Source organism: Pacificibacter sp. AS14, assembly GCF_038899935.1.
GTDB lineage: Bacteria > Pseudomonadota > Alphaproteobacteria > Rhodobacterales > Rhodobacteraceae > Celeribacter.
Genome location: NZ_JBBMQI010000013.1, coordinates 1 through 23,975 on the forward strand (window position 1 = coordinate 1; position 23,975 = coordinate 23,975).

31 protein-coding genes are annotated in these 23,975 nt (G+C 53.0%); 23 read left to right on the forward strand and 8 right to left on the reverse strand.

From position 1 onward, the window contains the following. Positions 1–95: 95 nt before the first annotated feature. The 3 genes from WNY38_RS12450 to WNY38_RS12460 all read right to left on the reverse strand — a co-directional run bounded on the left by WNY38_RS12450 (position 96) and on the right by WNY38_RS12460 (position 2,763). Positions 96–224, reverse strand: a complete 129-nt coding sequence (locus WNY38_RS12450) for a hypothetical protein (protein ID WP_342857667.1) — start codon at positions 222–224, stop codon at positions 96–98. A 721-nt stretch (positions 225–945) separates the two neighbouring features. Then, positions 946–1,788, reverse strand: a complete 843-nt coding sequence (locus WNY38_RS12455; protein WP_342857668.1) for a carbon-nitrogen hydrolase family protein — start codon at positions 1,786–1,788, stop codon at positions 946–948. 66 nt (positions 1,789–1,854) lie between these two features. Beyond that, on the reverse strand, positions 1,855–2,763 hold the full coding sequence (locus WNY38_RS12460) for a LysR substrate-binding domain-containing protein (protein WP_342857669.1): 909 nt from the start codon (positions 2,761–2,763) through the stop codon (positions 1,855–1,857). Between the two features lie 382 nt (positions 2,764–3,145). Between WNY38_RS12460 and WNY38_RS12465 the strand changes: the two genes are divergently transcribed. After that, complete coding sequence (locus tag WNY38_RS12465) at positions 3,146–3,742, forward strand: hypothetical protein (RefSeq protein WP_342857670.1); 597 nt, start codon at positions 3,146–3,148, stop codon at positions 3,740–3,742. Positions 3,743–4,071: 329 nt separating this feature from the next. On the opposite strand, the gene WNY38_RS12470 is transcribed toward WNY38_RS12465, so the two are convergent. Next, positions 4,072–4,530 (reverse strand): hypothetical protein, encoded by a 459-nt coding sequence (locus WNY38_RS12470; protein ID WP_342857671.1) that lies wholly within the window; start codon positions 4,528–4,530, stop codon positions 4,072–4,074. Then, the gene (locus tag WNY38_RS12475; RefSeq protein ID WP_342857672.1) at positions 4,530–5,831 is read right to left on the reverse strand and encodes an AAA family ATPase; all 1,302 of its coding nucleotides are present in this window, start codon (positions 5,829–5,831) and stop codon (positions 4,530–4,532) included. Before WNY38_RS12475 ends, WNY38_RS12470 begins: the two co-directional genes overlap by 1 nt. 127 nt (positions 5,832–5,958) lie before the next feature. On the opposite strand from WNY38_RS12475, the gene WNY38_RS12480 reads away from it, so the two are divergent. Beyond that, entirely contained in the window at positions 5,959–6,429 is a 471-nt protein-coding gene (locus WNY38_RS12480) for a hypothetical protein (RefSeq protein ID WP_342857673.1), read from the forward strand. A 210-nt stretch (positions 6,430–6,639) separates the two neighbouring features. On the opposite strand, the gene WNY38_RS12485 is transcribed toward WNY38_RS12480, so the two are convergent. From WNY38_RS12485 to WNY38_RS12495, 3 genes are all read right to left on the reverse strand, one after another. Then, complete coding sequence (locus WNY38_RS12485; protein WP_342857674.1) at positions 6,640–7,167, reverse strand: hypothetical protein; 528 nt, start codon at positions 7,165–7,167, stop codon at positions 6,640–6,642. A gap of 93 nt (positions 7,168–7,260) precedes the next feature. Further along, the gene (locus WNY38_RS12490; protein ID WP_342857675.1) at positions 7,261–7,464 is read right to left on the reverse strand and encodes a hypothetical protein; all 204 of its coding nucleotides are present in this window, start codon (positions 7,462–7,464) and stop codon (positions 7,261–7,263) included. A gap of 2 nt (positions 7,465–7,466) precedes the next feature. Then, positions 7,467–8,150: a S24 family peptidase gene (locus WNY38_RS12495; RefSeq protein ID WP_342857676.1), complete on the reverse strand. Its 684-nt coding sequence runs from the start codon at positions 8,148–8,150 to the stop codon at positions 7,467–7,469. 87 nt (positions 8,151–8,237) lie between these two features. Here WNY38_RS12495 and WNY38_RS12500 point away from each other — a divergent pair, with 87 nt between their 5' ends. From WNY38_RS12500 to WNY38_RS12600, 21 genes are all read left to right on the forward strand, one after another. Next, entirely contained in the window at positions 8,238–8,486 is a 249-nt protein-coding gene (locus WNY38_RS12500) for a hypothetical protein (RefSeq protein ID WP_342857677.1), read from the forward strand. Between the two features lie 178 nt (positions 8,487–8,664). Further along, a complete protein-coding gene (locus WNY38_RS12505) occupies positions 8,665–8,982 on the forward strand; it encodes a hypothetical protein (RefSeq protein WP_342857678.1) in 318 nt (105 codons plus the stop codon). Between the two features lie 2 nt (positions 8,983–8,984). Further along, a complete protein-coding gene (locus WNY38_RS12510; RefSeq protein WP_342857679.1) occupies positions 8,985–9,875 on the forward strand; it encodes a ParB N-terminal domain-containing protein in 891 nt (296 codons plus the stop codon). After that, positions 9,872–11,992: a transposase domain-containing protein gene (locus WNY38_RS12515; RefSeq protein ID WP_342857680.1), complete on the forward strand. Its 2,121-nt coding sequence runs from the start codon at positions 9,872–9,874 to the stop codon at positions 11,990–11,992. The genes WNY38_RS12510 and WNY38_RS12515 overlap by 4 nt, the downstream gene beginning before the upstream one ends. 79 nt (positions 11,993–12,071) lie before the next feature. Further along, positions 12,072–12,821, forward strand: a complete 750-nt coding sequence (locus WNY38_RS12520) for an ATP-binding protein (protein WP_342857681.1) — start codon at positions 12,072–12,074, stop codon at positions 12,819–12,821. 2 nt (positions 12,822–12,823) lie between these two features. Beyond that, positions 12,824–13,378, forward strand: coding sequence for a hypothetical protein (locus WNY38_RS12525; protein WP_342857682.1), 555 nt, complete (start codon positions 12,824–12,826; stop codon positions 13,376–13,378). Further along, on the forward strand, positions 13,375–13,755 hold the full coding sequence (locus WNY38_RS12530) for a hypothetical protein (RefSeq protein ID WP_342857683.1): 381 nt from the start codon (positions 13,375–13,377) through the stop codon (positions 13,753–13,755). Before WNY38_RS12525 ends, WNY38_RS12530 begins: the two co-directional genes overlap by 4 nt. After that, positions 13,752–13,943 (forward strand): hypothetical protein, encoded by a 192-nt coding sequence (locus tag WNY38_RS12535; protein WP_342857684.1) that lies wholly within the window; start codon positions 13,752–13,754, stop codon positions 13,941–13,943. Before WNY38_RS12530 ends, WNY38_RS12535 begins: the two co-directional genes overlap by 4 nt. Next, positions 13,940–14,596, forward strand: coding sequence for a DUF3164 family protein (locus WNY38_RS12540; RefSeq protein ID WP_342857685.1), 657 nt, complete (start codon positions 13,940–13,942; stop codon positions 14,594–14,596). Before WNY38_RS12535 ends, WNY38_RS12540 begins: the two co-directional genes overlap by 4 nt. 9 nt (positions 14,597–14,605) lie before the next feature. Further along, positions 14,606–15,052, forward strand: a complete 447-nt coding sequence (locus WNY38_RS12545) for a regulatory protein GemA (RefSeq protein WP_342857686.1) — start codon at positions 14,606–14,608, stop codon at positions 15,050–15,052. 5 nt (positions 15,053–15,057) lie between these two features. After that, entirely contained in the window at positions 15,058–15,444 is a 387-nt protein-coding gene (locus tag WNY38_RS12550) for a helix-turn-helix domain-containing protein (protein ID WP_342857687.1), read from the forward strand. A 117-nt stretch (positions 15,445–15,561) separates the two neighbouring features. Continuing rightward, a complete protein-coding gene (locus WNY38_RS12555; protein ID WP_342857688.1) occupies positions 15,562–16,425 on the forward strand; it encodes an N-acetylmuramoyl-L-alanine amidase in 864 nt (287 codons plus the stop codon). Positions 16,426–16,436: 11 nt separating this feature from the next. Then, a complete protein-coding gene (locus tag WNY38_RS12560; RefSeq protein WP_342857689.1) occupies positions 16,437–16,823 on the forward strand; it encodes a hypothetical protein in 387 nt (128 codons plus the stop codon). A gap of 77 nt (positions 16,824–16,900) precedes the next feature. Then, entirely contained in the window at positions 16,901–17,332 is a 432-nt protein-coding gene (locus WNY38_RS12565; protein ID WP_342857690.1) for a DUF2730 family protein, read from the forward strand. Further along, positions 17,329–17,634 (forward strand): hypothetical protein, encoded by a 306-nt coding sequence (locus WNY38_RS12570; RefSeq protein ID WP_342857691.1) that lies wholly within the window; start codon positions 17,329–17,331, stop codon positions 17,632–17,634. Before WNY38_RS12565 ends, WNY38_RS12570 begins: the two co-directional genes overlap by 4 nt. A 1-nt stretch (position 17,635) precedes the next feature. Then, positions 17,636–18,244 carry a DUF3486 family protein gene (locus WNY38_RS12575; RefSeq protein WP_342857692.1) on the forward strand — a complete coding sequence of 203 codons (609 nt, stop codon included), beginning with the start codon at positions 17,636–17,638 and terminating at the stop codon, positions 18,242–18,244. A 31-nt stretch (positions 18,245–18,275) separates the two neighbouring features. Then, positions 18,276–19,982 (forward strand): hypothetical protein, encoded by a 1,707-nt coding sequence (locus WNY38_RS12580; protein ID WP_342857693.1) that lies wholly within the window; start codon positions 18,276–18,278, stop codon positions 19,980–19,982. Between the two features lie 167 nt (positions 19,983–20,149). Then, positions 20,150–20,974, forward strand: coding sequence for a DNA adenine methylase (locus WNY38_RS12585; RefSeq protein ID WP_342857694.1), 825 nt, complete (start codon positions 20,150–20,152; stop codon positions 20,972–20,974). Then, positions 20,971–22,617, forward strand: a complete 1,647-nt coding sequence (locus WNY38_RS12590) for a DUF935 domain-containing protein (protein WP_342857695.1) — start codon at positions 20,971–20,973, stop codon at positions 22,615–22,617. Before WNY38_RS12585 ends, WNY38_RS12590 begins: the two co-directional genes overlap by 4 nt. Then, positions 22,610–23,431, forward strand: a complete 822-nt coding sequence (locus WNY38_RS12595) for a phage minor head protein (RefSeq protein WP_342857696.1) — start codon at positions 22,610–22,612, stop codon at positions 23,429–23,431. The genes WNY38_RS12590 and WNY38_RS12595 overlap by 8 nt, the downstream gene beginning before the upstream one ends. Beyond that, positions 23,431–23,898, forward strand: a complete 468-nt coding sequence (locus tag WNY38_RS12600) for a phage virion morphogenesis protein (RefSeq protein ID WP_342857697.1) — start codon at positions 23,431–23,433, stop codon at positions 23,896–23,898. The genes WNY38_RS12595 and WNY38_RS12600 overlap by 1 nt, the downstream gene beginning before the upstream one ends. Positions 23,899–23,975: the final 77 nt, after the last annotated feature.

Sequence of the window (23,975 nt, forward strand, 5' to 3'; positions counted from 1 at the left end):
TGGGAAGAGTGCAGCCCGCATCCGCATAACGATTTTGGGGCTGAGGTCACGTTCATCCCTGCGTCAGAAATATCAGAAATATCTATGCGGGCCCGCTAAGACCTCTTCTTTGGCTTGGGTGGCACGCTCAGGATCGTCTCTTGAGGTGTTGGTTCTTGAGAGTTCAACGCGATCTGCTCTTCATCGTCTTTTGTCGGCTTCGACTTCCCGTCATCTTTGGTCATAATATATCTCCTGAAAATGTGATTGCCCTACCCAACTCGAAAACAGGGATTGGCGCAACGATTCAGGTTTGGGATTTTAGAAGCCAATTCTGTTCGTTAAAACAGCGCAAATTCAAAAATACGTTTGCTGCAACTATTGGTGTCTGTAGTGAGACAGAGAAACCTGCAGTAAGCGGGAATAAGTGGGAACAGCCAATAAAAGACGGTTAAAAGCCTTATTTACAAGGCTATCGACGGCATGGATGGGTCAACTGATAGACAGACGCAGAGTCCTGCAGTAAGCCTCATAAGGCCGATTATGTAAGGTAAATGCACCATTGCAGACACCAAACCTTGCAAACCCTCCTGCCCGCTTCATAGGCCGTTAAATAAGGGGGTTGAGGCGTTTTAAGCAGCCCTTTAATTGGAAATTGGCGTCAAAAATGCAATCTGAACTGGAAAGAGGCCTTGCGAGTTTGCCCAACACTTTCCAGAAAGAGATAAACGACTATAAATCAAAGACATAAATATTTTTGCGCGCGGATGAGGGAACGCTGAACTTGAAAGAGGTTTTTGGGTTAGTCGGCTGAAAGGCACGACATCAAGGGCGGGAAGCGGTCGTTCGCCGCATTTGCGAAATATAGGTTCGCCGCATGAGAAAGCAGACGTTCGGCAGCACTTGGCACATTCAACCGCAGCGAACGGCAGCACCGAGCCCTAACCTACATCGTCCAAGCCACGCTCATTTTACGTAAGGTAGATCAAACACCAGCATGCCGACTTGTCCCAATGGCAATTGCTCTGCGACGTCACCGTCAGGATTGAGGACCGCGGTAGGCCCCAAAGCTAAGTAATCTTCGCGCTCGCCGGTGACGTCAGATGATATGAGCCACAATGCGCTCTCGTGGCAGCGTTGCCCGCGCACCGAATTGTGTAGCCATTTGTATTTTTCGGCTGTGTCGTGCTTCAGCATGTTGTTTGCACAACAAACAATTAGTTCGGCACCCTTCCGAGAGACCTGCTCCGCAAGGGTAGGAAAATTTGTATCATAACATATATTTATGCAAAATCTGAGGCCATGAACCTCAAATACTGGTAAGTCCTTCCCCTTAGTGAAGGCTACCTCTCTTGGTAAAAGATGTTGCTTTCGATACCTTCCAATAAGGCCCTGATCTTTAACAACTATAGCAGTATTATATAGCTTTTCGTCGGCTAACTCGATCATGCCAACTACCAACATCGGTCCAGAGGGCGGAAATTTCTCTAATAGTTCGAGAAACCGTTGAGAACTGAGGTCAATGGCCACCTCTCGGGCCTGCTGTTCTTCAACAATATAGCCCTGTAAGAAACCCTCAGGAAAAACCAACAAATGTGCTTGCTTTGCTTTGGCACGCTCAGAAGTTGAGTGGAGAAACTCCAATGCTCTCGGAATATCTTTGTGGATTTCGGGGGCCTGCGCGGCTGCGATACGGACTTTAGGCAAGTGTACGAACCTTCCATGAGATGCGAAGTTCAGGATAAACCCGTTGCCAATTTCCTCCAATACCGAAGATCGCTTTTGTCCGCGAAGCAGGCCTTCAGCCATTAGAATGCACTCAGAACGGTTCGCACGTGCAGCGAACGGCAGCAACGAGCCCGAAGTGACAGTTCTCTAATCCGAGCTGCTGTTCCAGTAGTTAATAGAACACGCCAATTCTGCCTCTAGCCATTCCTTAAACTTTTTTACGCTTTGCTTTCGGGCTGAGTGATGGCTTGTGGCAAACCAATAGGTCGCCCCGGTCAGCGATCTCTGCTTGAACGGAGACGTGACCTGACCTCGTTCCAGAGCATCACACGCGAGGGTCTCCCATGCCATGAATACACCTTGGCCAGTCATCGCCGCATCTAAACACAGGGATGCATCCGCATAGGTTGGCCCAGACGGCAAGTTTTGTCCTTCCATGCCTTGATCGGACATCCAACTTTTCCATCCATACAGCTTCTCGTTTTCCCGAATGACGGGCAGCTTCAAGATATCTGCGGGTGTATGGATTGTCCGTGCGATCTCTGGTGTGCAAACAGGAAAAACACGCTGGTCCAGCAACTTGACTGCCCTTCTTCCGATTGTAGAACCTTCGCCGACACGTATCCCGATATCAACCTCGGAACCGTCCAGATCGACCACTTCCATCGATGGCACGATTCGCAGACTTATGTTTGGATTTTGCAAATTGAACTTATTTATTCTCCAAATAAGCCAACGGCTTGCAAAGATTGGTGCTACCGAAACAGTCAGAGCATTGTCTTTTGGCGCTCGTATGTCCGATACGACAGAGGATAGTTCCGAGATGGCGCGCGTTAGGCGCGGCGCGATCTCTGCACATATCTTGGTGGGTTTGAGACCCGAAGAGGTGCGGATGAACAAGGTCTGTCCCAATGCCGCTTCCGCTTTGGCCAGTCGCTGACTCAAAGCTCCGGCAGTAACACCCAGTTCGTCAGCCGCACGTCCAAGCGTGCCGCTGCGGGCAATGGCCTCGACGGCCCTGAGTGCTGAGAGAGGGATCGAGTTTAGATTTTGCATTTAGTTTTTCTAAACTAACTTCATCGCGAAGTCGATTCCAAGAAGCGCATATTTCAGTGAAATATGATTTTATGAAAAACGCTATCATCACAATTCTCAAGATTATTGAAAAAAACTGGCTCCTAGAGGGGGCGACACGCAACACTAAGGCCAACTGGTACCGAGATCCTCTATCACATCCCGATATCGCACGAATGTCTGAGCGTGAACGTGCAGACCTACAGTTCAAGCCCGAGTTCATCAAATCTGAATGACGCCTTTGTCCGCATTGCTGCCTCTCGCCTTCCTATTTGGCGTTGATTTCGTGTGCAAACGCAGCAAAGGTCGGCATTGAGCCCAAAAGTTGCTCGACTGGTTCTACGGGTTCGAGCTATGATAACGAATGGCCCAGACATTTCAGAACATCCTTATTGGTGGCGCTTCGCATGTTGGGAAATCAACACTCGCGAAGGCTCTGGGTGAGGCGCTTGGATGGGAGGTATTTTCCACCGACCAGATGGCTCGGCATCCCGGTAGGCCTTGGCCGAAGACACGACCTCATGTTGCCGAATTCTACAATTCGTTGTCGCCGGAAAGCATCTTTACATTTCTGCTACATCATCACGACAATATGTGGCCGGGTATCCAACGCTTTCTCTCGGATCAGCATGATGCTGGAAACCCTTATATTTTGGAGGGGTCAGCGTTAAGACCAGAGTTTCTATCGAAGCTTCCAGCTAATCAGTACGCGCGCATTTTCTTGACAGCACCAGCGACATTCATTGAGCAGCGGGTCCGTGTCAATTCTGGTTACGTCAAGCTATCATCTGATATGCGTAGCGTGGTTGATGCGTTTGTGGAACGCTCAATTCGAGACAACACGTCGATGATCGAGGCAGCAGAAATACACGAGATTGGGTGTGTCGATGTATCGGATCCCCGCAACGTTGAACGTATCCAAGGCAAGCTGACTGCATCTGCAATAGTCGGCTGTTTTTAGAGACGGCTCAACGGCAACTTTGTCCCGCGATGCCGCCATCCAGCACGTCAAAATGCTGCGCTAACGGGTCAATGTCTGCTTAGGGGAAGCTGCGATGCAGCAATTGGACATGTGGTCAATGGCGGCTCTGGGCCGAAAGCAACATATTGACCATTATCAGCCTAAGCCTAGAAAAATCATGCTCCATAACGCCAGTTGAAATTTATAAAGAACATTGTGGGCGGAAACCGGACTTTCGCTGCGGTTGCAACAATCCGTCAAAACAGGAGTAAGAATGAGCCTGCAAACGCCAAACTTGATTTGAATGGCTTATTGTAAACTCTTACAATTCACGCCTTTGTGTCTTTGTACGCACCTTCATTTTGAATCACTCGAATATTGGGGCAATAGTCGTGCCCAACCTCATCACGTATTTTTTTACGACAAAGAGCTATTCGATTGTCACGGGTAATCACATTCAAACAACCGCTGATTTTTGCCAAAGCGAAAATATGAAGGTCGTCGCATTCTTCTGGACAGGATTCACATTTTTGCTCAACACGACTTTTCAACCGGTTCTCTGCATCGTCAACTCGAGTATTGTCAATTTCGATAACTTGGTTTCGGGTCTTAAATTCATTAATTAGTTCGCGCAGTTTTTCCTTTTTTTTGATCTCTGATAAGTTAACGGTTCCACCAGTAACCAAATTAATATTCATGTTTTTCCAAAGGTCTTCAAAAAAGTACTTTGGATAATTTGCGTACTTTGGATTAATGTCGACACATGTGTCTAGAATATAATCGGGCATTATAATGTCTCAAATTTTGCCATGCTTTCACGCACGAAAAAGTCTCTAAAATTCTCAGGTAACTCGCCATACGATCCATCCGGATTGATTTCGACTTCATAACAAACGTTTCCACCGTCTACTGACTTGTCAAAATAGATCAACTGACTTCGAATTTGCTCCTTATTCTGTGACGTTGCCATTCGGTAGCGATCAATTAGAAAGTCGCTGTGCGTTTCTATTACGAGGGTACCTCCTGCAGACGCCGCTCTATAAAACAAATCACCGAGCGAAGCTTGGGCTTTAGGATGCAAGTGCAACTCAGGTTGCTGTACCAAAAACGATGTACCAGCTGGCTGCACGGAAATGTCCGAAACGATTGGAAGTATTTGCCCAACTCCGAACCCTAATTCGTCAACGTAAAAGTACTTTTCCCCCTTCCTAACTTGAAGGACGAAGGGCTTGTCGTTGACTTTAGTCTTGATCGCGCTAACCGTAATTTCATCAAAAAGACCGCTGACTCGGCCAAAGTCATTTATGCTTTCTGCAAGTGCGGGGTCATGCTGGAGCACATCGCGCAGCATGAATGGGGTATGCTCGCCACTCTTGCTAAAGCGGGATCTTTCGCCGTGATACAGGCGTCGTGTTTTGGCGCGCATTGGGCCGTGTGAAAAGCAGCCCAGCGGGGGATAACCTATGGCTCGAATTTTGGATTTAGTCTCTTCCGAGCGGACTGCGGCGTTCATAGCGTCAACCCATTGCCAACTATCTGGTTGAAGGTCCCACTCTACCTCGTGATGCCCCCTAAATCTATCTGAAGTATTATAGTGCAGTTCTTCAAGATTCCGTCCGTTTTGAGTGTGTAGTAGTTCAGGGTTATATTGAAAAACATCGCTTCTATATGATATTTTCTTAGTTTGGCGCTTTAGCCTCAATGCTGCATTGTCTTGAATTGCCGTGAGTTTAGTTATTATAAAGTTATCATTCACCGCCTTATAGGTAATCAAACGTCCTTTGATCTTTGAATTGCCTTCATCATCAGCGTGCTCTTTTATGAGAAAGCCGATGGTGGCCTCTTTTGCTCCGCTTATCCTTGAGCAAACATCCGATACTGTATCAATGCCTTCGACAGTTCCAAGAAAATCCAAAAACACCATGTGCGCCCTAGACTCCATTAGCTCAATAAGCTGTAAGAAACTCGATTTTCCCGTACTGTTTTCGCCAACCAAAAAGTTGCATCTTCTCAAATTATGCCATCCGTCGGGCAAGCCCTTAAAATCCTTTGAATAAATCGCGTACTTTTCCAACCGCTGATTGACCATTTGAATACCTCAAAAGAAAGTAAATAACTGAGTTTATAGAAAGCATCATTACAAACCATCAGCAAGCACTCACTGAATTGTTGATGTCAAAATAGTGAGATGCATTGCGAAAAAAACGCGGATCCACATGACAGCTATGGGCCGCAAGGGCTTGGTACAGGGTTATTTCATGTTAAACATTAAGGCTGTAACAGAGATTGCGCTTGCTGCAGGCAGAGCACTCTCGGCGAATTGTAAGGACATAAATAGCCCGTTCATCCATGGTTATCCTTGGAACTGTTGTGAGCTAGTTGCAGTCCATTTAGGCTCAGTATTGAGAAATGCAAATCCCCACAAGGAGGTGCAGATCGTACGAGCTTACAATTCCAGTACCGACGGTTTGCACTACTGGGTTGAAATGGACAATCTAGTGCTTGACTTGACCGCCCACCAATTCGACGAGTTTTGGGAACCGCTTGTTTGCAAAAAACCAAGCCCATTAGAAAATCGCTTCCCTGATATTGAACGTATTTCATCATCCGATGCCGCGTGTGATGCTCGATTCGAGATAAATCCTCAGATAGAGTGCATTTTGGCAGCGTTTGGGAAGCAACCTTAAGCGCCGAGGAAGGTGAATACCTGCTTTCGGAAAGCTGCGTCGCAGCGCCACCACCCAATACGAATGTCCCCTATGGGCCGTTCGAGACACCTTATAGCTACCAACTTGACCTCGATTTAGTCCTTATTCGTATGCCACAGCACATCAACTTGCAGATGATGGTGAGCGTTTTTTTTGGGGGGCTAATGCTGGGCTGTCGTGAGGTAGGTCTTATGGGAGACTGAGATCTGGATGGCCGTTTTGCCGAAAGCTTGCCACGCAGATCTCGTTCGTCATGGCTGCAATCTTTTCATCGTTAAACAACGCTGTGCAAGCTGCATATATGTCGCGCGCGATTAGAGCGTTGTTTTTGTCGATACGCGCCTGCACCTCTATCTTTGCAAGCTCCTGTTCACGCTGTTGAGCACGAATTTCTGCACGGCGGGCTTCATCTCGAACTATTTGCTCTTCGCGCTTCTGTTTTCGCTCTTCGCTGAGTTTCTGAAGCTCGTCGGCGGGCAGGAAATTCCCCCTGCCAGCATCGTATATCACAACCTGGCCTTCTGCTGAGGATACGCACGCTGACGCGTCCTCCCATTTTCTGGCCGAAATGGTCGAAAAGCCCTGCATCATTTTCCCTAGCCTTTTAGCTTCGGATAAATTGCCAGTCTTAATGGCGCTCATGCAATCGGCGTAGATATCTGCACTTGCAGCTGAAGCAAGAAGTGCAAATAAAATGGCGATTGAAAATGACTTCATAATTTATCCCGATCTAAATAAAACTCAATTCTCAAAAACGAAACATATTTCCAAACAGCAAAAGCAAACTCGTGACCGTCGTCGCTGAGTCAGCTATTGATATGCTGCACTTTCACCCGCAGGAGTAATTTCATAATATTCGGCGGGATAGTTGAGATCAGTATTTTCACATATCCAGCCAGCCTCCAAAAGGCTTTTTAATGTTGAGTCACCGGCACCTGCAAAGCGCTCCCATGGCTCGGGTGTACCTGCAAATTCACGCAGAACTTTCAGCTCACGTCTGTTAGGTTTCTGCATAACTAATCCCTACTCGTATGCCCCCACCACATCACTTTACCGATGATGGTGAGTGTTTTCGTGTCGCCAAACTCTGGTCCATAATCGGGATTGTCTGATAACAACATAATCTGATCTTCGCTTGGGCGCTCGATGCGTTTGACGCGGGCGTGGCCGTCGTCCAATACGGCGTAGATCGCGCTGCGGCCTTTTTTGGAGCTGCTGGTTCGCACCGGCACGACGGTTTTCGATCTGTCGACGAGCACCATGTCACCCGCCCAAATTGTTGGTTCCATACTTTCACCTGAGACCCGCGCCAAGACGGCGTTTGCGGGCGCTGTGCCGATGCGGCGCAGCCAGTCGCGGCGAAAGGATAGGTAATCCACGATAGGCTCATCACCATTCGCGGCCCCTGCCCCAGCAGCGAGGCTTGCCTCGTGCAGCGGAATGTGGGCGAATTCTTCAGGATCGGCGACAGGCGGTTGCTCTGCGCCTGCTGTGTCGCGTGGCGAACCAAAGTAAAATTCTAAATCCAATACGTCTGCAAGCTTCATCAATGCAGGCAAATTGTACCTTTTTTCACCCTGCCTAGGCATTCGTAGGTTCTTAATCAAAGACGGATGTCCCACCGCAAGCTTTGAAGCTGCGGCATCAGAAAGTCCCTTGGCTGCAAGAGCTTTATCAATGGTTTCTAGAATCGGGTCCATTACTTCAATTAGCCTGTATTGGCTAATTCGACAATAGCTAGCCTGTACAGGCTTGACTACATAAGCCAGTACAGGCTAGCTTAGGTTATGGATCAGAAAACAGCACTCATCACCCTCGCCGAAACGCTCGCAACACACCAAGGTGTGACGCACTTTGCGATTTCGATGCGCGTCCATAGAAAGGGCGACTTCTTCAAAAACTTGATGGATGGCAGCGACTGTCGGACGGCAACTGCCGCCAAAGTGCTGGCATTTTTCCACGAAAACTGGCCCGCCGATCTTGAATGGCCAGCCGACATCCCCCGCCCCAAAACATCCAAAGAAGAGGCTGCGTGATGTATTTTACACGGCCCTCACTCCCCAAAACCAACCTCCGCTCAACTTGGAATAGGCTCAAGGCACTCAATGCCCGCATTGAAAACAGCTTTGTCGGCGACCTGATCGGCTGCCTGCTTTTGTTTGGACTTATGAGTGCCGCAACGTGGCTTTTCCCACTGATTAACGAGGTGTTTAAATGACCCTTCAAAACAGCAAATTTTCGCATCGCTATACGGTGAAACAAATTCTCGGTGGCTATGTTGTCGTTGATCCTGACGGTGGCCATGCCAGCCGGTTGATCCGATTTCGCGCTGAAGCAGATCAGTTGCGCAACAAGCAGCAACGTGAGGCCGACAAGGTCGCCAAACGCGGCCCGCGCCCCTGCATGTCATGCTCTGAGGTTTTTGAATCGGAAGGCATCCACAATCGCCTTTGCCCGAACTGTCGCGGCCAACGCGACTATCTGGGCGATTTCGCAACCCCACATGCAACACGCAGCGCGCGAAAGGTCTGATCATGAGCAAAGCAACCCTAATGCAAATGGACCGCGTTGTGATCAGCGACGTCAAAACCGACAACCGCTTGCGCCCCATTGTTGAGGCGGGCGTGGACAGCCTGATCGCGTCGATCACTGAGACTGGCGTGATGAAAGACGCTATCCATGTGCGCAAAAAGCACGATGGCACCTTGCACTTGATCGCAGGCGGTCACCGCATCGAGGCTGCAAGCCGCTTGGGTTGGGAGGACATTGAGGCCAAGGTCTGGACCAATGTGACGGACGATTGGGCGTTGTTGATGGAAATCGACGACAACTTGGCTGGCGCAGAAATGAACGCACTGGACACGGCTGTGTTCTTGGCGACCCGCAAGGCGGTCTACGAGCGGCTGCATCCTGAGACGAAGGCTGGCGTGGCCGGTGGTTTGGCGCGCCAAGGTTTAGCAACGGACATCGTGTCCTTTGCTGAATCCACCGCTGAAAAATTTGGCGTATCTGAGCGACATGTGCGCCGGATGATGATTGCAGGGTCAAAACTCAACCCCGATGAAATCACCCAACTGCGCGCTGCGCCCAAGCAAGTGACGCTCAAAGACCTGACCGAGATTTCCAAGATCGGCGAGGTCACAGAGCGCAGCGATGTTGTTACACGGCTGGCCGCAGGCACCGCAAAATCCGCCACGGATGCGCGCAAACAGATCAACGCCAAGCCCGGTGATGCGCTTATCAGCGACGCAGACAAAAAGCTGCGCGCCTTGCAAGACGCCTTTGCCCGCGCGCCGATGGCTGCCCGCCGCGCCTTTGTGGCGGATAACGCAGATGTGCTGCGCGATCTGCTGGACGCGCTTGGCGATGAGGCGACGCCCGCCGCCGAAATCGTGCCCTTTATAAGAGCGGGGACATCCGCATGAGCCGCGTTGAGCCATCCAAAATTTGGTGGTCGGCTGACGAATTGGCAGCCTCCAAGCTGCCGACCTTGCCCGGCACGCGCCAAGGTGTCAATCTGCTGGCCGCCGCGTGGCGGTTGCAGGCGGGTTGCGCAGAGCGCAAAGCAGGACGCGGTGGCGGCTGGCAATATCACTGGTCGGTGTTGCCGCTTGAGGCACGAAAGGCGCTTTTGGCGCGCACAGAGGTCGCAGCAGATGCCAAGCCAGAACGCGGTGCCGCATGGGCGGCGTTTGACGGCTTGCCCCAGAAAACCAAAGACGAGGCAACACGCCGTTTAACGATCATTCAACAGGTCGAAGAACTTGTCTCCATCGGCACCACGCAGGTCGCCGCTGTTGACGCGATTGCAGCGCAGACGACCAAGGCCTCGCCGCGCTCGATCTACAATTGGTTCAAAATGATTGAAGGCGTCGCAGATGAAGACCGCTTGGCCTATCTGGCACCGCGCCATCGGTTGGTTCAACGCAAGGCGACATCAAGCACTGAGACGCGGCCTTTCATGGAGTTTTTAACCAGTCTTTATCTGCGCTTAGAGGCCCCAACATTTAAAGATTGCTACCGCGATGCGCTGCGTGTGGCCAAGTCCAAAGGCTGGACCACGGTCCATGAACGCACAGCGATCCGTCGGATAGAAAAAGACGTGCCCCGCGTCACCACTGTCTTTGCCCGCGAAGGCTTGAAGGGTTTGATGCGCTGTTTTCCCGCGCAAATTCGCGACCGCAGCGGGTTGCATGCTTTGGAAGCTGTGAACGCCGATTGTCACAAGATCGACGTCTTTGTGGAATGGCCCGATGGGACGATAAATCGCCCGCAAATCATTGCATTCCAAGACCTCTATTCAAACAAAATGCTGTCTTGGCGCGTGGATCACGATCCCAACAAAGTCATGGTCATGGCCGCTTTTGGTGAGCTGATTGAAAATTGGGGCATCCCACGCCGCTGTCTGTTTGATAACGGGCGCGAATTTGCCAACAAATGGATGACAGGCGGCGCAGAGCATCGGTTTCGGTTCAAGATTGTCGACAATGAGCCGCTGGGTGTTTTGCCGCTTTTGGGCATTCAAGTCACTTTCGCGACGCCTGCCCACGGCCAAGCCAAACCGATTGAGCGCGGGTTTCGCGACTTTGCCAGCTCTATCGCCAAAGACGTGCGCTTTGCTGGGGCATATGTCGGCAACAAACCAACAGCCAAGCCAGAAAACTATGGGGATCGCGCCATTCCTGCCGAGAAATTCTTGCAGGTTTTGGCCGAACGTGTCGCCGAGCACAACGCCCGCGACGGGCGCTTGTCAGCCACAGCCTTGGGTCGGTCCTTTGATCAGACCTTCGAGGAGAGCTATGCAACCGCGCCCATTCAAAAGGCCTCGGAAGAACAGCGCCGCCTTTGGATGATGGGACAGCACACAGGCAAATTGCACAAACACAATGGCGAGCTGAAATTCCAAGGCAATCACTATCACAGCGATTGGATGTCTGAGCATCCAAGTCGCCAAGTTGTTGCCCGTTTTGATCCCGAAGACTTGCACAGCGGCGTCCATATCTACGGCACCGAGGGCGACTATCTGGGCTTTGCTGAATGCCGCCAAAAGGTTGGGTTCTTCGATCTCTCAGGCGCGCAACGGACAGCCAAACGGGCGTCTCGGATCAAAAAAGCAGAGAAGGCTTTGGCCAAGGCGCACGCGCCGATCAGCCCCACCGATCTGGGCGATGCTTTGGATGAAACCGCCGCACCTGCACTGGCGCGTCCTGCGGCCAAAGTGGTCAGCCCCATGTTTGGCAAACAGCCCGCCAAACTACAGCGCCCGCCCCGCAAGATTGATGTGACGCAAAACCCTGCAGTCGAGGCGGCTCGCGAGGCAATGATTTTAAACATGCCCGCACGCACTGCCCCGAAAGATGCCCCAATCGGCGCGACGCCCGGTGACCGCTTTCGGCGCGTGCAAGAGATTTTGGAACGCTCAGAGGCAGGCAAGCCCATCGGCGAAGAGGAGGCAAAATGGGTCAACGGATACAGGCAAAGCTCAGAATACAAAGGCCAGTTGGTGATGTTCAAAACACATGGAGCCAGCGGCATCAGGTAGCCGCCCTGAGACGACGACATGAGACAGCGATATGAGACGACGACATGAGACAGCGATTTAAGACCACAAGGAACACAAAATGACACATGCATTGACCACCGGAAACAGCATCAAGCCCCTGCGCAACGTCGCGGCCTTGACCTTGTTGGCCACCGAGCTGATTGACCGCACCTTTGGTTTGCCGGGCTTGGGTGTGTTTCACGGGCCATCGGGGTTGGGCAAAAGCTTTGCCAGCGCCTCGGTTTGCGCCAGCATGGATGCGATCCATATCTCAATCGAGGCCGACTGGACCGCCAGCATGCTGTATTTTGCAATCTTGGCCGAGCTGGGCATTCAAGCCAAAGGCACCGTCGCCGAGAAATCCTATCAATGCAAACAAGAGCTGATGCGCGCCAATCGCCTGCTGATCTTGGATGAGGCTGATTACCTGATCAAAAAACGCGCCTCGCCAATGATTGAACGGGTGCGTGACATCCATGACAAAGCGGGCATTCCCATCATTTTGGTCGGCATGGAAGAGCTGCCGCAAAAGCTGCGCCAATGGGAACAGGTCGACAACCGCATTTATCGCTGGGTCGGTGCTGAGCGCGCTGACATGCAAGATGCCCAGATGCTTGCCGATCACTACGCCCCCCGCGTCCAGATCAGCGCAGACTTGCTCGATCACATTCGCACCCGCAACGACGGTGTCGTGCGCAAAATGGCGATGGATTTTGCCTATGTCGCACAGCAAAGCCAATTGATGAGCCTTGCCAAAATGTCACTTGATCAATGGGGCGGCGCTCCGTTTTTACGCAATGAAGCACCACGGTCTCGGAGGGTTGCATAACCATGAGCACACCACTCTTCACACCCAAAGACGACATCGAAAAAGCGATGTGGGATTACATTGTCTCCAAGACGTCCGTGACACACGCTGACATCAAAGGCGCGGTCGATGTGACGGATTACAGACGCACGAATTTTGTCGCGAAACTCAAACGCCTCAAGGTTCTGCACAAATGCGGCAAGGTCGGCATTCATGATCTTTTTACAGTGCATGACACTGAGGCCCTGCGCAAAAACGACACCGAAAAGCGCCAATCCCCACAGGGCGGCATGTGGGCCAGCATGCGTGTGCTCAAAGACTTCACCCCCATTGAGGTTCACAGAGCCATCCTGCAGCGCCATCCAGACATCACAGACAAGGCCGTGACGCTTTACTGCCAGAAACTGTTGAAAGCGGAATACTTGCGTGTGGTTCAAACTGCCAAAATCGGCGTGAGACCTGCACGCTACAAGCTGATCAATGACACCGGCCCACTGCCCCCTCAGGTGAAACACAAACAAGTCATCATTGACGGCAACAACGGCACGGTTGCGCATGTCGAAGGGGCGCAACTATGAGCACACGTTTTAGAAAATCCGAAGATGCGTGGTGCGGTGAGCTGCCAGATTGGGTGACGGCCTTGGTGGCGGCCTGTGATGCCACGTCTCAAAACAAGGTCGCCAAGCAAATGGGCTATAGCAGCGCTGTGATCAGCCTTGTGTTGAACAACACCTACACCGGCGACATGGACAAGATTGAGAAGAACGTGCGCGATTTTTTTATGTCCGGTGTGGACTGCCCTGCCCTTGGCAAGATCACGGCGGATCAATGCCTTGCGTGGCGCAACGCAGGCAAAGAGCCCAACCCATCATCGCCGCATAAATCGCGCATGTTTCGCGCCTGTCGCATATGCCCGCGCAGCCAAAAACACGGACCAGAAGGTGTCAGTAAATGAGCCTGCACAGCCCAAACCGTTTTACCGAAGACGAAATGCTGGACCTCGCAGCCAAAGCCGTCGGCAAGATCGACGCGCGCGGTCGCCGTGGCACCGAGCAGCTCACCTATGACGAAATCGAAGCCATGGCACTGACACTTGTGTGCCTTGGCATGACCCCCATTCCCTATGCCGGAGAGACAAAATGACACCTACCTCAAACGACCATCAAAGCATCCCAGACGGTATCAAAATCATCGAAGGCACAAAATTCATCGGTGACGGCAAAGGCGGTTGGCAGCCTGTTGCACTGGTCAAGCCACAGCACCTGCTGGAAGATCAAACCGTGCGCAATATCATTGGATATGCCGATCCACTGTCCAAGCAAATTTCACGATTTAAACAGCATACATTCGACGACATCGGGGCCTTTGAGGCGATCTTAGCCGATGAATACGATGCCAAGATCGGCGGCAAAAAGGGCAACAAAACTTTGTTGACCGTCGACGGCCTGTTCAAAGTTCAAGTGGCGGTTGCCGACAACATCGCCTTCGGCCCTGAATTGCAGACAGCCAAGCTTCTTTTTGACGAATGCTTGAACGACTGGTCCAGCACCTCAAATGTGCAAATCCAAGCCATCGTGACACGCGCCTTTAACACCGACAAAGAAGGCAAAATCAGTCCGACCGAGATCTATTCTCTGTTGCGGCTCAACATCGATGACGAACGTTGGCAGCGGGCAATGACAGCCATCAAAGACGCCATGCGCACGGTTGGCTCAAAAACCTATATCCGCTGTTACCGCCGGGCGAGCCACGAAGCTGAATGGCAGGCCATCACCATCGATTTGGCGAAAGCGTGAGTTGATCCTATGGCAAACCGTAAACTCCAGCAAACCATTCATGTCGGCTGCCGCGCGCTTGGCATCGACAGCGACACGCGCCGTGATCTGCAACTTGTGGCAACCGGCAAGGCGTCGATGTCGGACATGACAGACGCTGAGCTGCAAAAGGTCGTGGATGCCCTTAAAGCGCGCGGGTTTAAAACGGGGTTTAAAGGTGGCAAAAAAGGCACGTTCAAACCCGCCCCGCGCGCTGATTTGCGCTTGGTCCATGTGCTGTGGAAATTGCTTGGCGACGCGGGCGTGTTGGACCGTCCTGATCGCGGCGGTTTGAACGCCTTTGTGCGCGCTCAATTTGGCGACAAATGGCAATCTGTGCCCATCGACATCGATGCGCTCACGGATGCAAGCCAGATCAATGCCGTGATCCGCGCGCTCAAATCCATGTGCAAGCGCCACGGGGTGCAAACGCAGTGAGCCAAATGCCTATCATCAAAACACCTGTGCAGGTTGCGCCTTTTGTTGAGGTGTTGGGCGTGGACGGGACCGTTGACTTTTTGCTGGCCTTTGGTGGTGCTGAATTGGCGTTCTCCAAATCCCCAAGAGAAACGTCTAAGCTCTCGCAACATGTTGGCCACGACAAAGCGAAATTGCTTGGCGTAGCAGCAGCTCGTTTGCCAACACGCATTCCGTTGCAAAAGCGTTGGATTGCACAAGTGCTTGACGCGCAGGGCTTGTCTCGTGCAGATATTGCTCGCAGAATGCGTGTGCAGGACAAAACAGTGCGGCGGTATCTCAAAGGTGAATATGCGCCGACATCTGAAGAGCGCCAAAGACCGTTCGATGATCGTCAGCCACGATTGATCTAGCTCAACAGCGACATGCCACCGAATACCCCGCCCCCCTTGGCGGGATTTTTTATGCGCTGTTCCCGTTCATTTTAGCCTCAAACATGGGGCAGTGCCCCACATCATTTGGGGCCATCCATGCACATCAAAAACCACCGATTGACCAATGCTGCGTTCTTGCCAGCGCATTTCACCGGCGAGGAAATCACACCTGAACTTGTAATTTTGCACGACACCGCTGGACGTTTAGACAAAGGCAATTCGGCCACCTATCTAGCGTCTGAGAATGTCGCCAAGGCCAGCGTGCATTTCGTGATCGAGATTGACGGCACCATCACGCAAAGCGTGGCTACAAATCGCAAAGCCAATCATGCCGGAAAGTCCAGCTTTCAAGGGCGCGACTGGTGTAACGGCTTTTCCATTGGCATTGAGCTGGTCAATCCGGGGCGCATGACCAAGGCTGGCAAATACGGCGTCACTTGGTTTGGCAAACAATTCGACTTTAGCCTGTTCAATCTGGTGGAAATGACCACAGACGCGCATGGCGCTGGCGTTTGGATGCCATATGCCGAGGCACAAATGGGCGCGCTGATCTCGCTCTTGGACGCGCTGTTTCGCGACATCAAAACCCTCAAAGACATCACCACACATTGGTATGTCAGCCCCGGTCGCAAAGTGGACACCAATCCGCTCTTTCCACTGGACGACGTCCGTGCGCGCATCCTCGGCCCAGATGATCCAGCAGATGCCATCGCCGACGAGGCCTCAAAACCAAACACCAACGACATGGTCGAAATCGACACACGCGGCGGTGCGCTCAACATGCGGCGCTGGCCTTCTTTTGAAAACAACATTTTGACCGCCATTCCTGACGGCACCGTCGTGCCCGTCTTGCGCACTGGCGCATTCGCTGGCCGCGATTGGCACTGCGTTTTCTATGACGGCACCGAGGGCTGGATTGTCGCCAGCTATGCCGCCCCCACCATCATTTCCACTCACTAGAAAGGTTTACCATGGACGCTCTACTCGACCAAGTCTTCGCACAGTTTCTTCCCCTTATTTTGCAGGGCATTTCCGCTGTCCTTGGAGTGCTTTTGATCCAAGGCGCAGGGATTGCCAAAGCGCGCTGGGGCATTGAGATCGAAGCCACACATCGCGACGCGCTACATTCTGCTTTGATGTCGGGCATTCGGGCCGCCCTTGAACGCGGCGATGATCGAACGGCAGCCATCACATCTGCGATTGCCCATGCAACTCAAAGTGTGCCGGACGCGATTTCAGCGCTCAATCCATCGGCGGGGGTTCTGCAATCTATTGCCGAAGCCAAGCTGCGCGAGGTGGCGGCACAAGCAGCATCACTGGCTGGCGAGACATTCACGTCGTCGCGCACCCAAGGTTAAACGCCCCCTAAATACAGACAGCGGTGCTCACATTTACGGGCACCGCTTCTTTTCCAAATTCATAGAAAGACGCACGCATGACATTGGTCGACCTCATTTCCCAAGCGAACTCCATTTTTGGATTTGCCGTCCTTTTGGTGACCACTGCCGCAGGTTTGGTGATCTGGATACGCAAAAGCATGAAGGCCGTGGCGACCGAAGTCAGCACTGCGGTTTTGGCCAGCATGGCCAGCATGGGTGTTCGCATCGATGTGGTTGAGGCCGCCAACACAGATCAAACAAAGAAACTCGAAAGTGTCGAGCGTGCGGTGGCCAATCTCGGTGCCCGCATGCAGACCGCAGAAACCACCATTCGCGCGCTGCCAACCAGCAAAGACATCCATGAATTGGCTTTGGCTATGACGCGGATCGAGGGCGACATCGGCAAGCTTGATGAGCGGCTCAAGCCCATCGGGGCCATCGCCACACGCCTGCAAGAATTTCAACTGGAAAACGGAGCGCAAAAATGACCACCAGCATGGCACAATTGATGCGCGAACAAGCGCGCTTGATCATTCTAAAGGCTCTGCTCAGCCAAAACGATGAGCGGCTCAACAGTGACCTGCTGGTCTATGAGCTGGCATCCTTTGGCATCAGTAAAGATCGCGCTTGGGTCCATGGCGAGCTGGATTATCTCGAAGACATGGGGGCCATCATTGTCAAAAGCATTGGCACGGTCAAAGTGGCCGAACTGGCCCAACACGGTCATCGTCATTTGACGCGCCAGATCGCCATTGAAGGTGTGCAGCGACCTGCGCGCCCCGGTGCCTGACATGGTCAAAGCAAGCAAATCCAAAGGTCGCAAAGGTCGTGGTCGTCTGTCCTTGATCGATCAAATGCCAGATGAATGCGATCCCATCATAACATGGGCCGCATCTGAGCTGTCAGATCGCGAAAAGACCCAAACTGACATCTATGCCGAATTTGTTCAGCGCTGCGAAGAGTTGATGACCGCGCATCGCGGTGAGCTGGAATTTGATATTCCCAGCTTTTCCTCATTCAATCGCTATTCCATGCGCCAAGCCAAAATGACCCGCCGCATGGATGAAACCCGCCAGATCGTGTCGGCCCTGTCTGATGGCTTTGATGCCAAAGACAGTGATGACCTGACGATCATAGCTGCCGAGACCCTGAAATCCCTGATCTTCCACATGCTGGCCGATACAGATGCCGACGACGCGGACGCCAAAGATGTGATGCATATGGCATCCGCTTTCCGTCAGTCCGTGCAAGCACAATCCATGTCCAGCGCCCGCCGCCAAAAGGTCGAAGAATTTGAAGCCAAAGCGGGCAAGGCCGTTGAAGCCGTCGCAAAAGCACGCGGCCTGACCAAGGAAACCAGTGACGCGATCCTAGAAGAATTCTTGGGCGTCAAACTATGAGCGCCGCCATCCATAAACTTGGAGACGCGTGATGCCTGACGGTGCCGTCATGACCAAAGCCGAATGGGAGGCCATGCGTCTTGAGGCGATGGACGCCATTCCAGACGTCATTGCCCAAGTCGGCCAAACCAAAGCCCTGCTGCCCTATCAGCAGGGTGTCGTTGGCTTGCTTAATTCAGTTGGCACGCAAGTGCTATTTGTTGAAAAGTCGCGCCGCATTGGTCTGACGTGGGGGCTTGCGGCCTATGCCGTCCACCGCGCCGGTCGCCAAAAGGGCGCAGGCGGCATGGATGTGATGTACATCTCCTACAGCAAAGAGATGACGCGTGAGTTCGTGGATGCCTGCGCCATGTGGGCACGCGCGTTCTCAAGTGCGGCGATGGCCGAAGAAGAATGCCTGTTTGAGGAAGGCGACCATGAGGGCGACAAAGCCATTCAAGCCTTCCGCATTCGCTTTGCCTCCGGTTTTGAAATCATGGCGCTCAGCTCTGCCCCGCGCGGCTTGCGCGGCAAACAAGGCGTCGTGATCATCGACGAGGCCGCGTTTGTTGACAATCTCGACACGCTCATTGAGGCGGCCATGGCCTTCTTGATGTGGGGCGGTCAAGTTGTTGTCTGTTCCACGCATTTTGGTGTCGACAACACCTTTAACACCAACATCCAAGACATATTGGCCGAGCGAAAGCCCGGTCACCATGTACGCATCGATCTGGATCAAGCCATCACCGATGGGCTCTATGAGCGCATCTGCCTGATCAAAGGCCTTGAGTGGTCGGTTGAGGCCGAAGCCTCTTGGCGACAAGACATCATCAATTTCTATGGCGACAGTGCCGATCAAGAGCTGTTTTGTGTGCCCAGCCTGTCCACCGGATCGTGGCTGGCCGCGCCATTGATTGAAGCGCGGATGACGATTGATAAGCCCGTCATCACATTGGACCTGCCCAAAGACTATCTGCAGCGCTCCAAGCTGGACCAAAACATCCTGATGGCCCCGTTTTATGAGCAGATCGAAGAAGAGCTGGGCAAGCTCGACATGGACCTGCGCTATGCGCTTGGGTTCGACTTTGCCCGCGTCGCCGATCTGTCCGTGCTGCCGGTTTTGGCGATTGAGCCGAACATGAACCGCACCGAGGTGCTGTGTTTGGAAATGCGCGGCGTGCCAGGGGATGAGCAGAAAAAGGCTGTTGGCATGGTCATGGGGCATCTGCGGACCCGCTTGGTCGGCGCCGCCTTTGATGCCACCGGCATGGGCTGGACCGTCGCCGAAGACATGGGCCGCAAATTTGGCCTGCGCGAGACCGAAGATGGCTCAGGCTTGGTTTGGGCGATCAAGTTCACAGAGGACTGGTACCGGATCAATATGCCGCCGCTGAAATCCGCCTTTGAGGACGGATCGCTGCAATTGATCAAAAGCGATGATCACACGTCTGACCTGCGGGTGGTCAAGCTGCTGCGCGGCATTCCGCGCGTTCCCACTGTGCGCGAAGGCGAGACAGGCAAAAAGCGCCATGGTGACTTCGCCATCGGCTTGGCCTTGGCGCATTTTGCCACGCGGATGCGCTGGTCTGAATACGGCTATCGCCCAGTCCCGCACAGAACCGCACCTCACCAATCCACCAATCAGTCTGCCAACCACTCCGATGGTCGCTTGAACATGCGCCCCAACCACGATGACGACCGCCGCTCGCGAGGCCAATTCGACGGCCCGCTTGGGGCGCGCATTCGGGGAGGAATTTAATGATCCAAACCCAAAATCACTGCCAAAACAAATGGGCAGAGGGTCAGAAGCTGTCTCACCAGCTTCAAACACGGGGAAAGTCTGAAAACACCCCCGCCGACCAGCCAAGACTTACGGCCGCCTCTGTCCCTTGCGGGAGAGAACTGGCTAAAGCGAGTCGCATATCAATGTCAAAGAAAACCGAAGCCACAGTCTCAAAACCCGTCGCGCCCTACATTGGCGGCAAACGCAATCTTGCCAAGCGCCTCTGCGCTATCATCGATGCGCATAATCATATCACCTACGCCGAGCCGTTTGTCGGCATGGGCGGCATTTTCTTGCGTCGCAAGCGCAAGCCGCGTTCTGAGTTCATCAACGACTACAGCCAAGACGTCTACAATCTGTTTCGCATTCTGCAGGAACACTATGTCGCCTTTTTGGACCTGCTCAGGTTCCAGATTACCACGCAGGCGGGCTTTGAGCGCTTGATGAAAGTCGATCCAGAGACCTTAACCGATCTGCAACGTGCGGCGCGGTTCTTATATGTCCAACGGATCGCGTTTGGCGGGAAAGTTGCCAAAAGAAACTTTGGCGTCACCCTGCGCGCTGCGCGGTTCAACCTGACAACTTTAGAACCTGACTTAGAAGCGCTGCATGAGCGATTGTCTGGCGTCACCGTCATGTGTCAGGGCTATGAAGCGTTTATCAAACGCGTCGACCGCCCCACCACCTTGTTCTATCTCGACCCACCCTATTTTGGCAGCGAGAGCGATTACGGCAAGGACGCCTTCAGCCGTGATGATTTCGCCAATCTGGCGGATATTTTAAAGGCCGTTAAAGGCCAGTTTATTCTGTCGATCAACGACGTCCCAGAAATCCGCGCTCTCTTTGATTGGGCCGAGATTGTCCCTGTCCGCGTGACCTACACCTTGGCTGGCGGTGACAAGTCAAAAAGCGCGGGCGAATTGCTGATTTCCAATTTTTCACTTGAACCTCACGGGGTGCGAACATGAAACGACCACAAATCCTAGATCGCTTTGGTCGCCCTCTTCAGCGCAGTGTGCTGACCAAAGAGGTGTCAGCCGCAACCATCGGCGGGGTGCGCAGCCCTGTGTCGGGCTATCCCGCCGATGGGTTGGATCCTGTGCGGCTGGCCAGTATCTTGCGCGCCGCCGACCAGGGCGATCCTGTGCAGTTCTTGGAGCTGGCTGAAATCATCGAAGAGCGCGATATGCATTATCTTGGCGTCATCGGCACCCGCAAACGCTCTGTCAGCCAAATCCCGATCACCGTCAAAGCGGCCTCAGATAAGCCTGAGGACGTCAAGAAATCAGAAATGGTGCAAGAGTGGCTGGAACGCGGGGAATTGATCGAAGAGCTGTTCGATATTCTGGATGCTGTCGGCAAGGGATACAGTTTCACAGAAATCTTGTGGGACAGCTCCATGGGCCAATGGCGGCCTGACAAATTGGAATACCGCGACCCGCGCTGGTTCCGGTTCAATCGTCATGATTTCAAAACACCGATGCAATTGGATGATTACGGTCAAGAAAAGCCTCTTGATGCGTTCAAGTTCATCTTTGCACAGGTGAAGGCCAAATCCGGCCTGCCCATTCGCTCAGGTTTGGCCCGCGCCGCGACTTGGGGCTATTTGTTCAAGAAATACACCGAGCGCGATTGGGCGATCTTCACCCAGACCTATGGCCAGCCTTTGCGGGTTGGCAAATGGGGTGAAGGCGCGTCTGAGGCGGACAAGAATACGCTGTTTGATGCTGTCGCCAATATTGCGGGCGATTGCGCCGCCATCATTCCTGACAGCATGACCATCGATTTTGTGGAGGCCAAAAGCGCAAATGCGTCGAGTGATCTGTATCTCAAGCGTGTTGAGCATCTTGATCAGCAAATTTCGAAAGCTGTGCTTGGCCAGACCGGCACGACAGATGCCGTTGTCGGCGGTCTTGGGTCCGGCAAAGAACATCGTCAGGTGCAAGAAGACATTGAGCGCGCCGATGCGGGTACTTTGGCGGCCATTCTCAACCGCGATTTGATCCGCCCGTGGATGGATTTGGAATTTGGGCCACAAGAGGCCTATCCAACGCTGGTGATTGCGCGCCCTGAGCAAGAAGATCTCAAAACAGAATCCGAAATCGTCGGCAATCTGTTCCAGATCGGCCTGCCTTTGAAAACAGAACAGCTCTATGCCAAGTTCGGATATGAAAAACCCAAAGGCACAGACGAGATTTTGGGGCAAATTCCCCATAATGGCGATGCACCTGCAGATGCGGGCGATGGTGACAAACGGACTTCAAAAATTAAACGGTTTTTAGAACCCATTAAACACCCTAAGCCCGAACAGGGCACAGAGACCGCCCAACAGGCTTTGCAGGCCTCACAGGGCGATTTTTTGACGGGGGATGATTTAGGCGTTCTGGCTGATCAATTGCAAAACACAGCGCATCCTCAAATCGCGGCCATGATGAGCCAGATTGAGGCGATGATGGCCGAGGCACATTCACTCGAAGAGTTCCGCGCCATGATGCTGGCTGGATTTGGCAACATCAACACCAGCGGGTTTGAGGCGATGATGGCGCAAGCGCTGACCTCAAGCTTTGCCGGGGGCCATTTGGCCATTGAAGAGGAAAGCCGCGATGCCTGATACTCTTGCAAATGTGTTTCGCCAGCCGTTCTCGGCGCAGTTGACGGCGTTTCGTCTGCGTCTGTTGCAGCTCGTGCCGACGTTTGCTTGGGATGATCTTGTAGCCGCGCAGCATGATCGCGCCTTTATGGTGGCGGGTGCAACGAAAGCCGATCTTTTGGCTGATTTGGCTGCAGCCGTGGAAAAAGCCATCGCCGAGGGCACCACGTTCGAGACCTTCAAGCAAGATTTCCGCAACACAGTGCAGCGCCACGGTTGGCATGGCTGGACCGGTGAAGGCACCAAGCGCAGTGAAGAATGGCGCATGCGGGTTATCTATGACACCAATCTGCAGACCACTTATATGGCCGGTCGCCATGCGCAGCTCATTGCGGGCAATTATCCGTTCTGGGTCTATCGCCACGGCGGTTCCTATGATCCACGCCCCCAGCACTTGGCTTGGGATGGTTTGATCTTACCTTCCGATCATCCGTTTTGGCGCTCGCATTTCCCGCCAAATGATTGGGGCTGTTCGTGTCGCGTCTTTGGCGCGCGCTCTGAAGCTGGTGCGCGCCGTGTGGGCGGCAACCCAGATGTGCAGCTCGATCCTGCGTGGTCTGCCCCTGATCCAAAGACCGGCACGCCCGCTGGTGTCGGCAAAGGTTGGGACTATGCCCCCGGCTCAAGTGTGTCTGATTTGATCAATGCGCTGTCAGGCAAAGTCGGCAACTGGCCGCCTGAGTTGGCCGAGGCGTTTTTGAAATCCCTGCCTGAAGACCAACGCGCGGCGCTTGTAAATGCCGCCAAAGGCAAAAAAGGCAAAGGAGCCAACTGATGCGCGTTGAGATCACAGAAGACACCATCACAACAGGACTGGCCCGTGTGGCCGCCGCTTTGGGCGACATGTCTGAGCCGATGGACGAAATTGGGCAGTTGATGGTCGCCTCGACGCAGGATCGGATTGAGGCTGGCGTTGATGTTGATGGCAAACCTTTTGCCGCGCGCTCGGCCACAACGATTGCCCGCTATGGCAAGCTTGGCCTGAAATACGGCGCGCCACTCAATCAATCGCGCCGCATGCGCAAAGGCATCGCGCATAATTCAGGGCCAGATTGGATGGAAGTCGGATCAAACGCCATCCAAGCCGCCGTCATGCAGTTCGGGGCCGCAAAAGGCTCGCTGGGTGGCGGCGCGCCTTGGGGCAACATCCCCGCCCGCGCATTTTTAGGCGTGTCGGAAGAAGATCGCTCGAAGATACATGAGGCGATTGAGGAATGGTTGGCGAAGGTTGCGGTGGGGTGAAAAATAGTAACTGCGCTCTCATTTCAGCTACTATTTCAGCCACAGTTTGTGATCGAAAATTGATCAATCCGGATTCT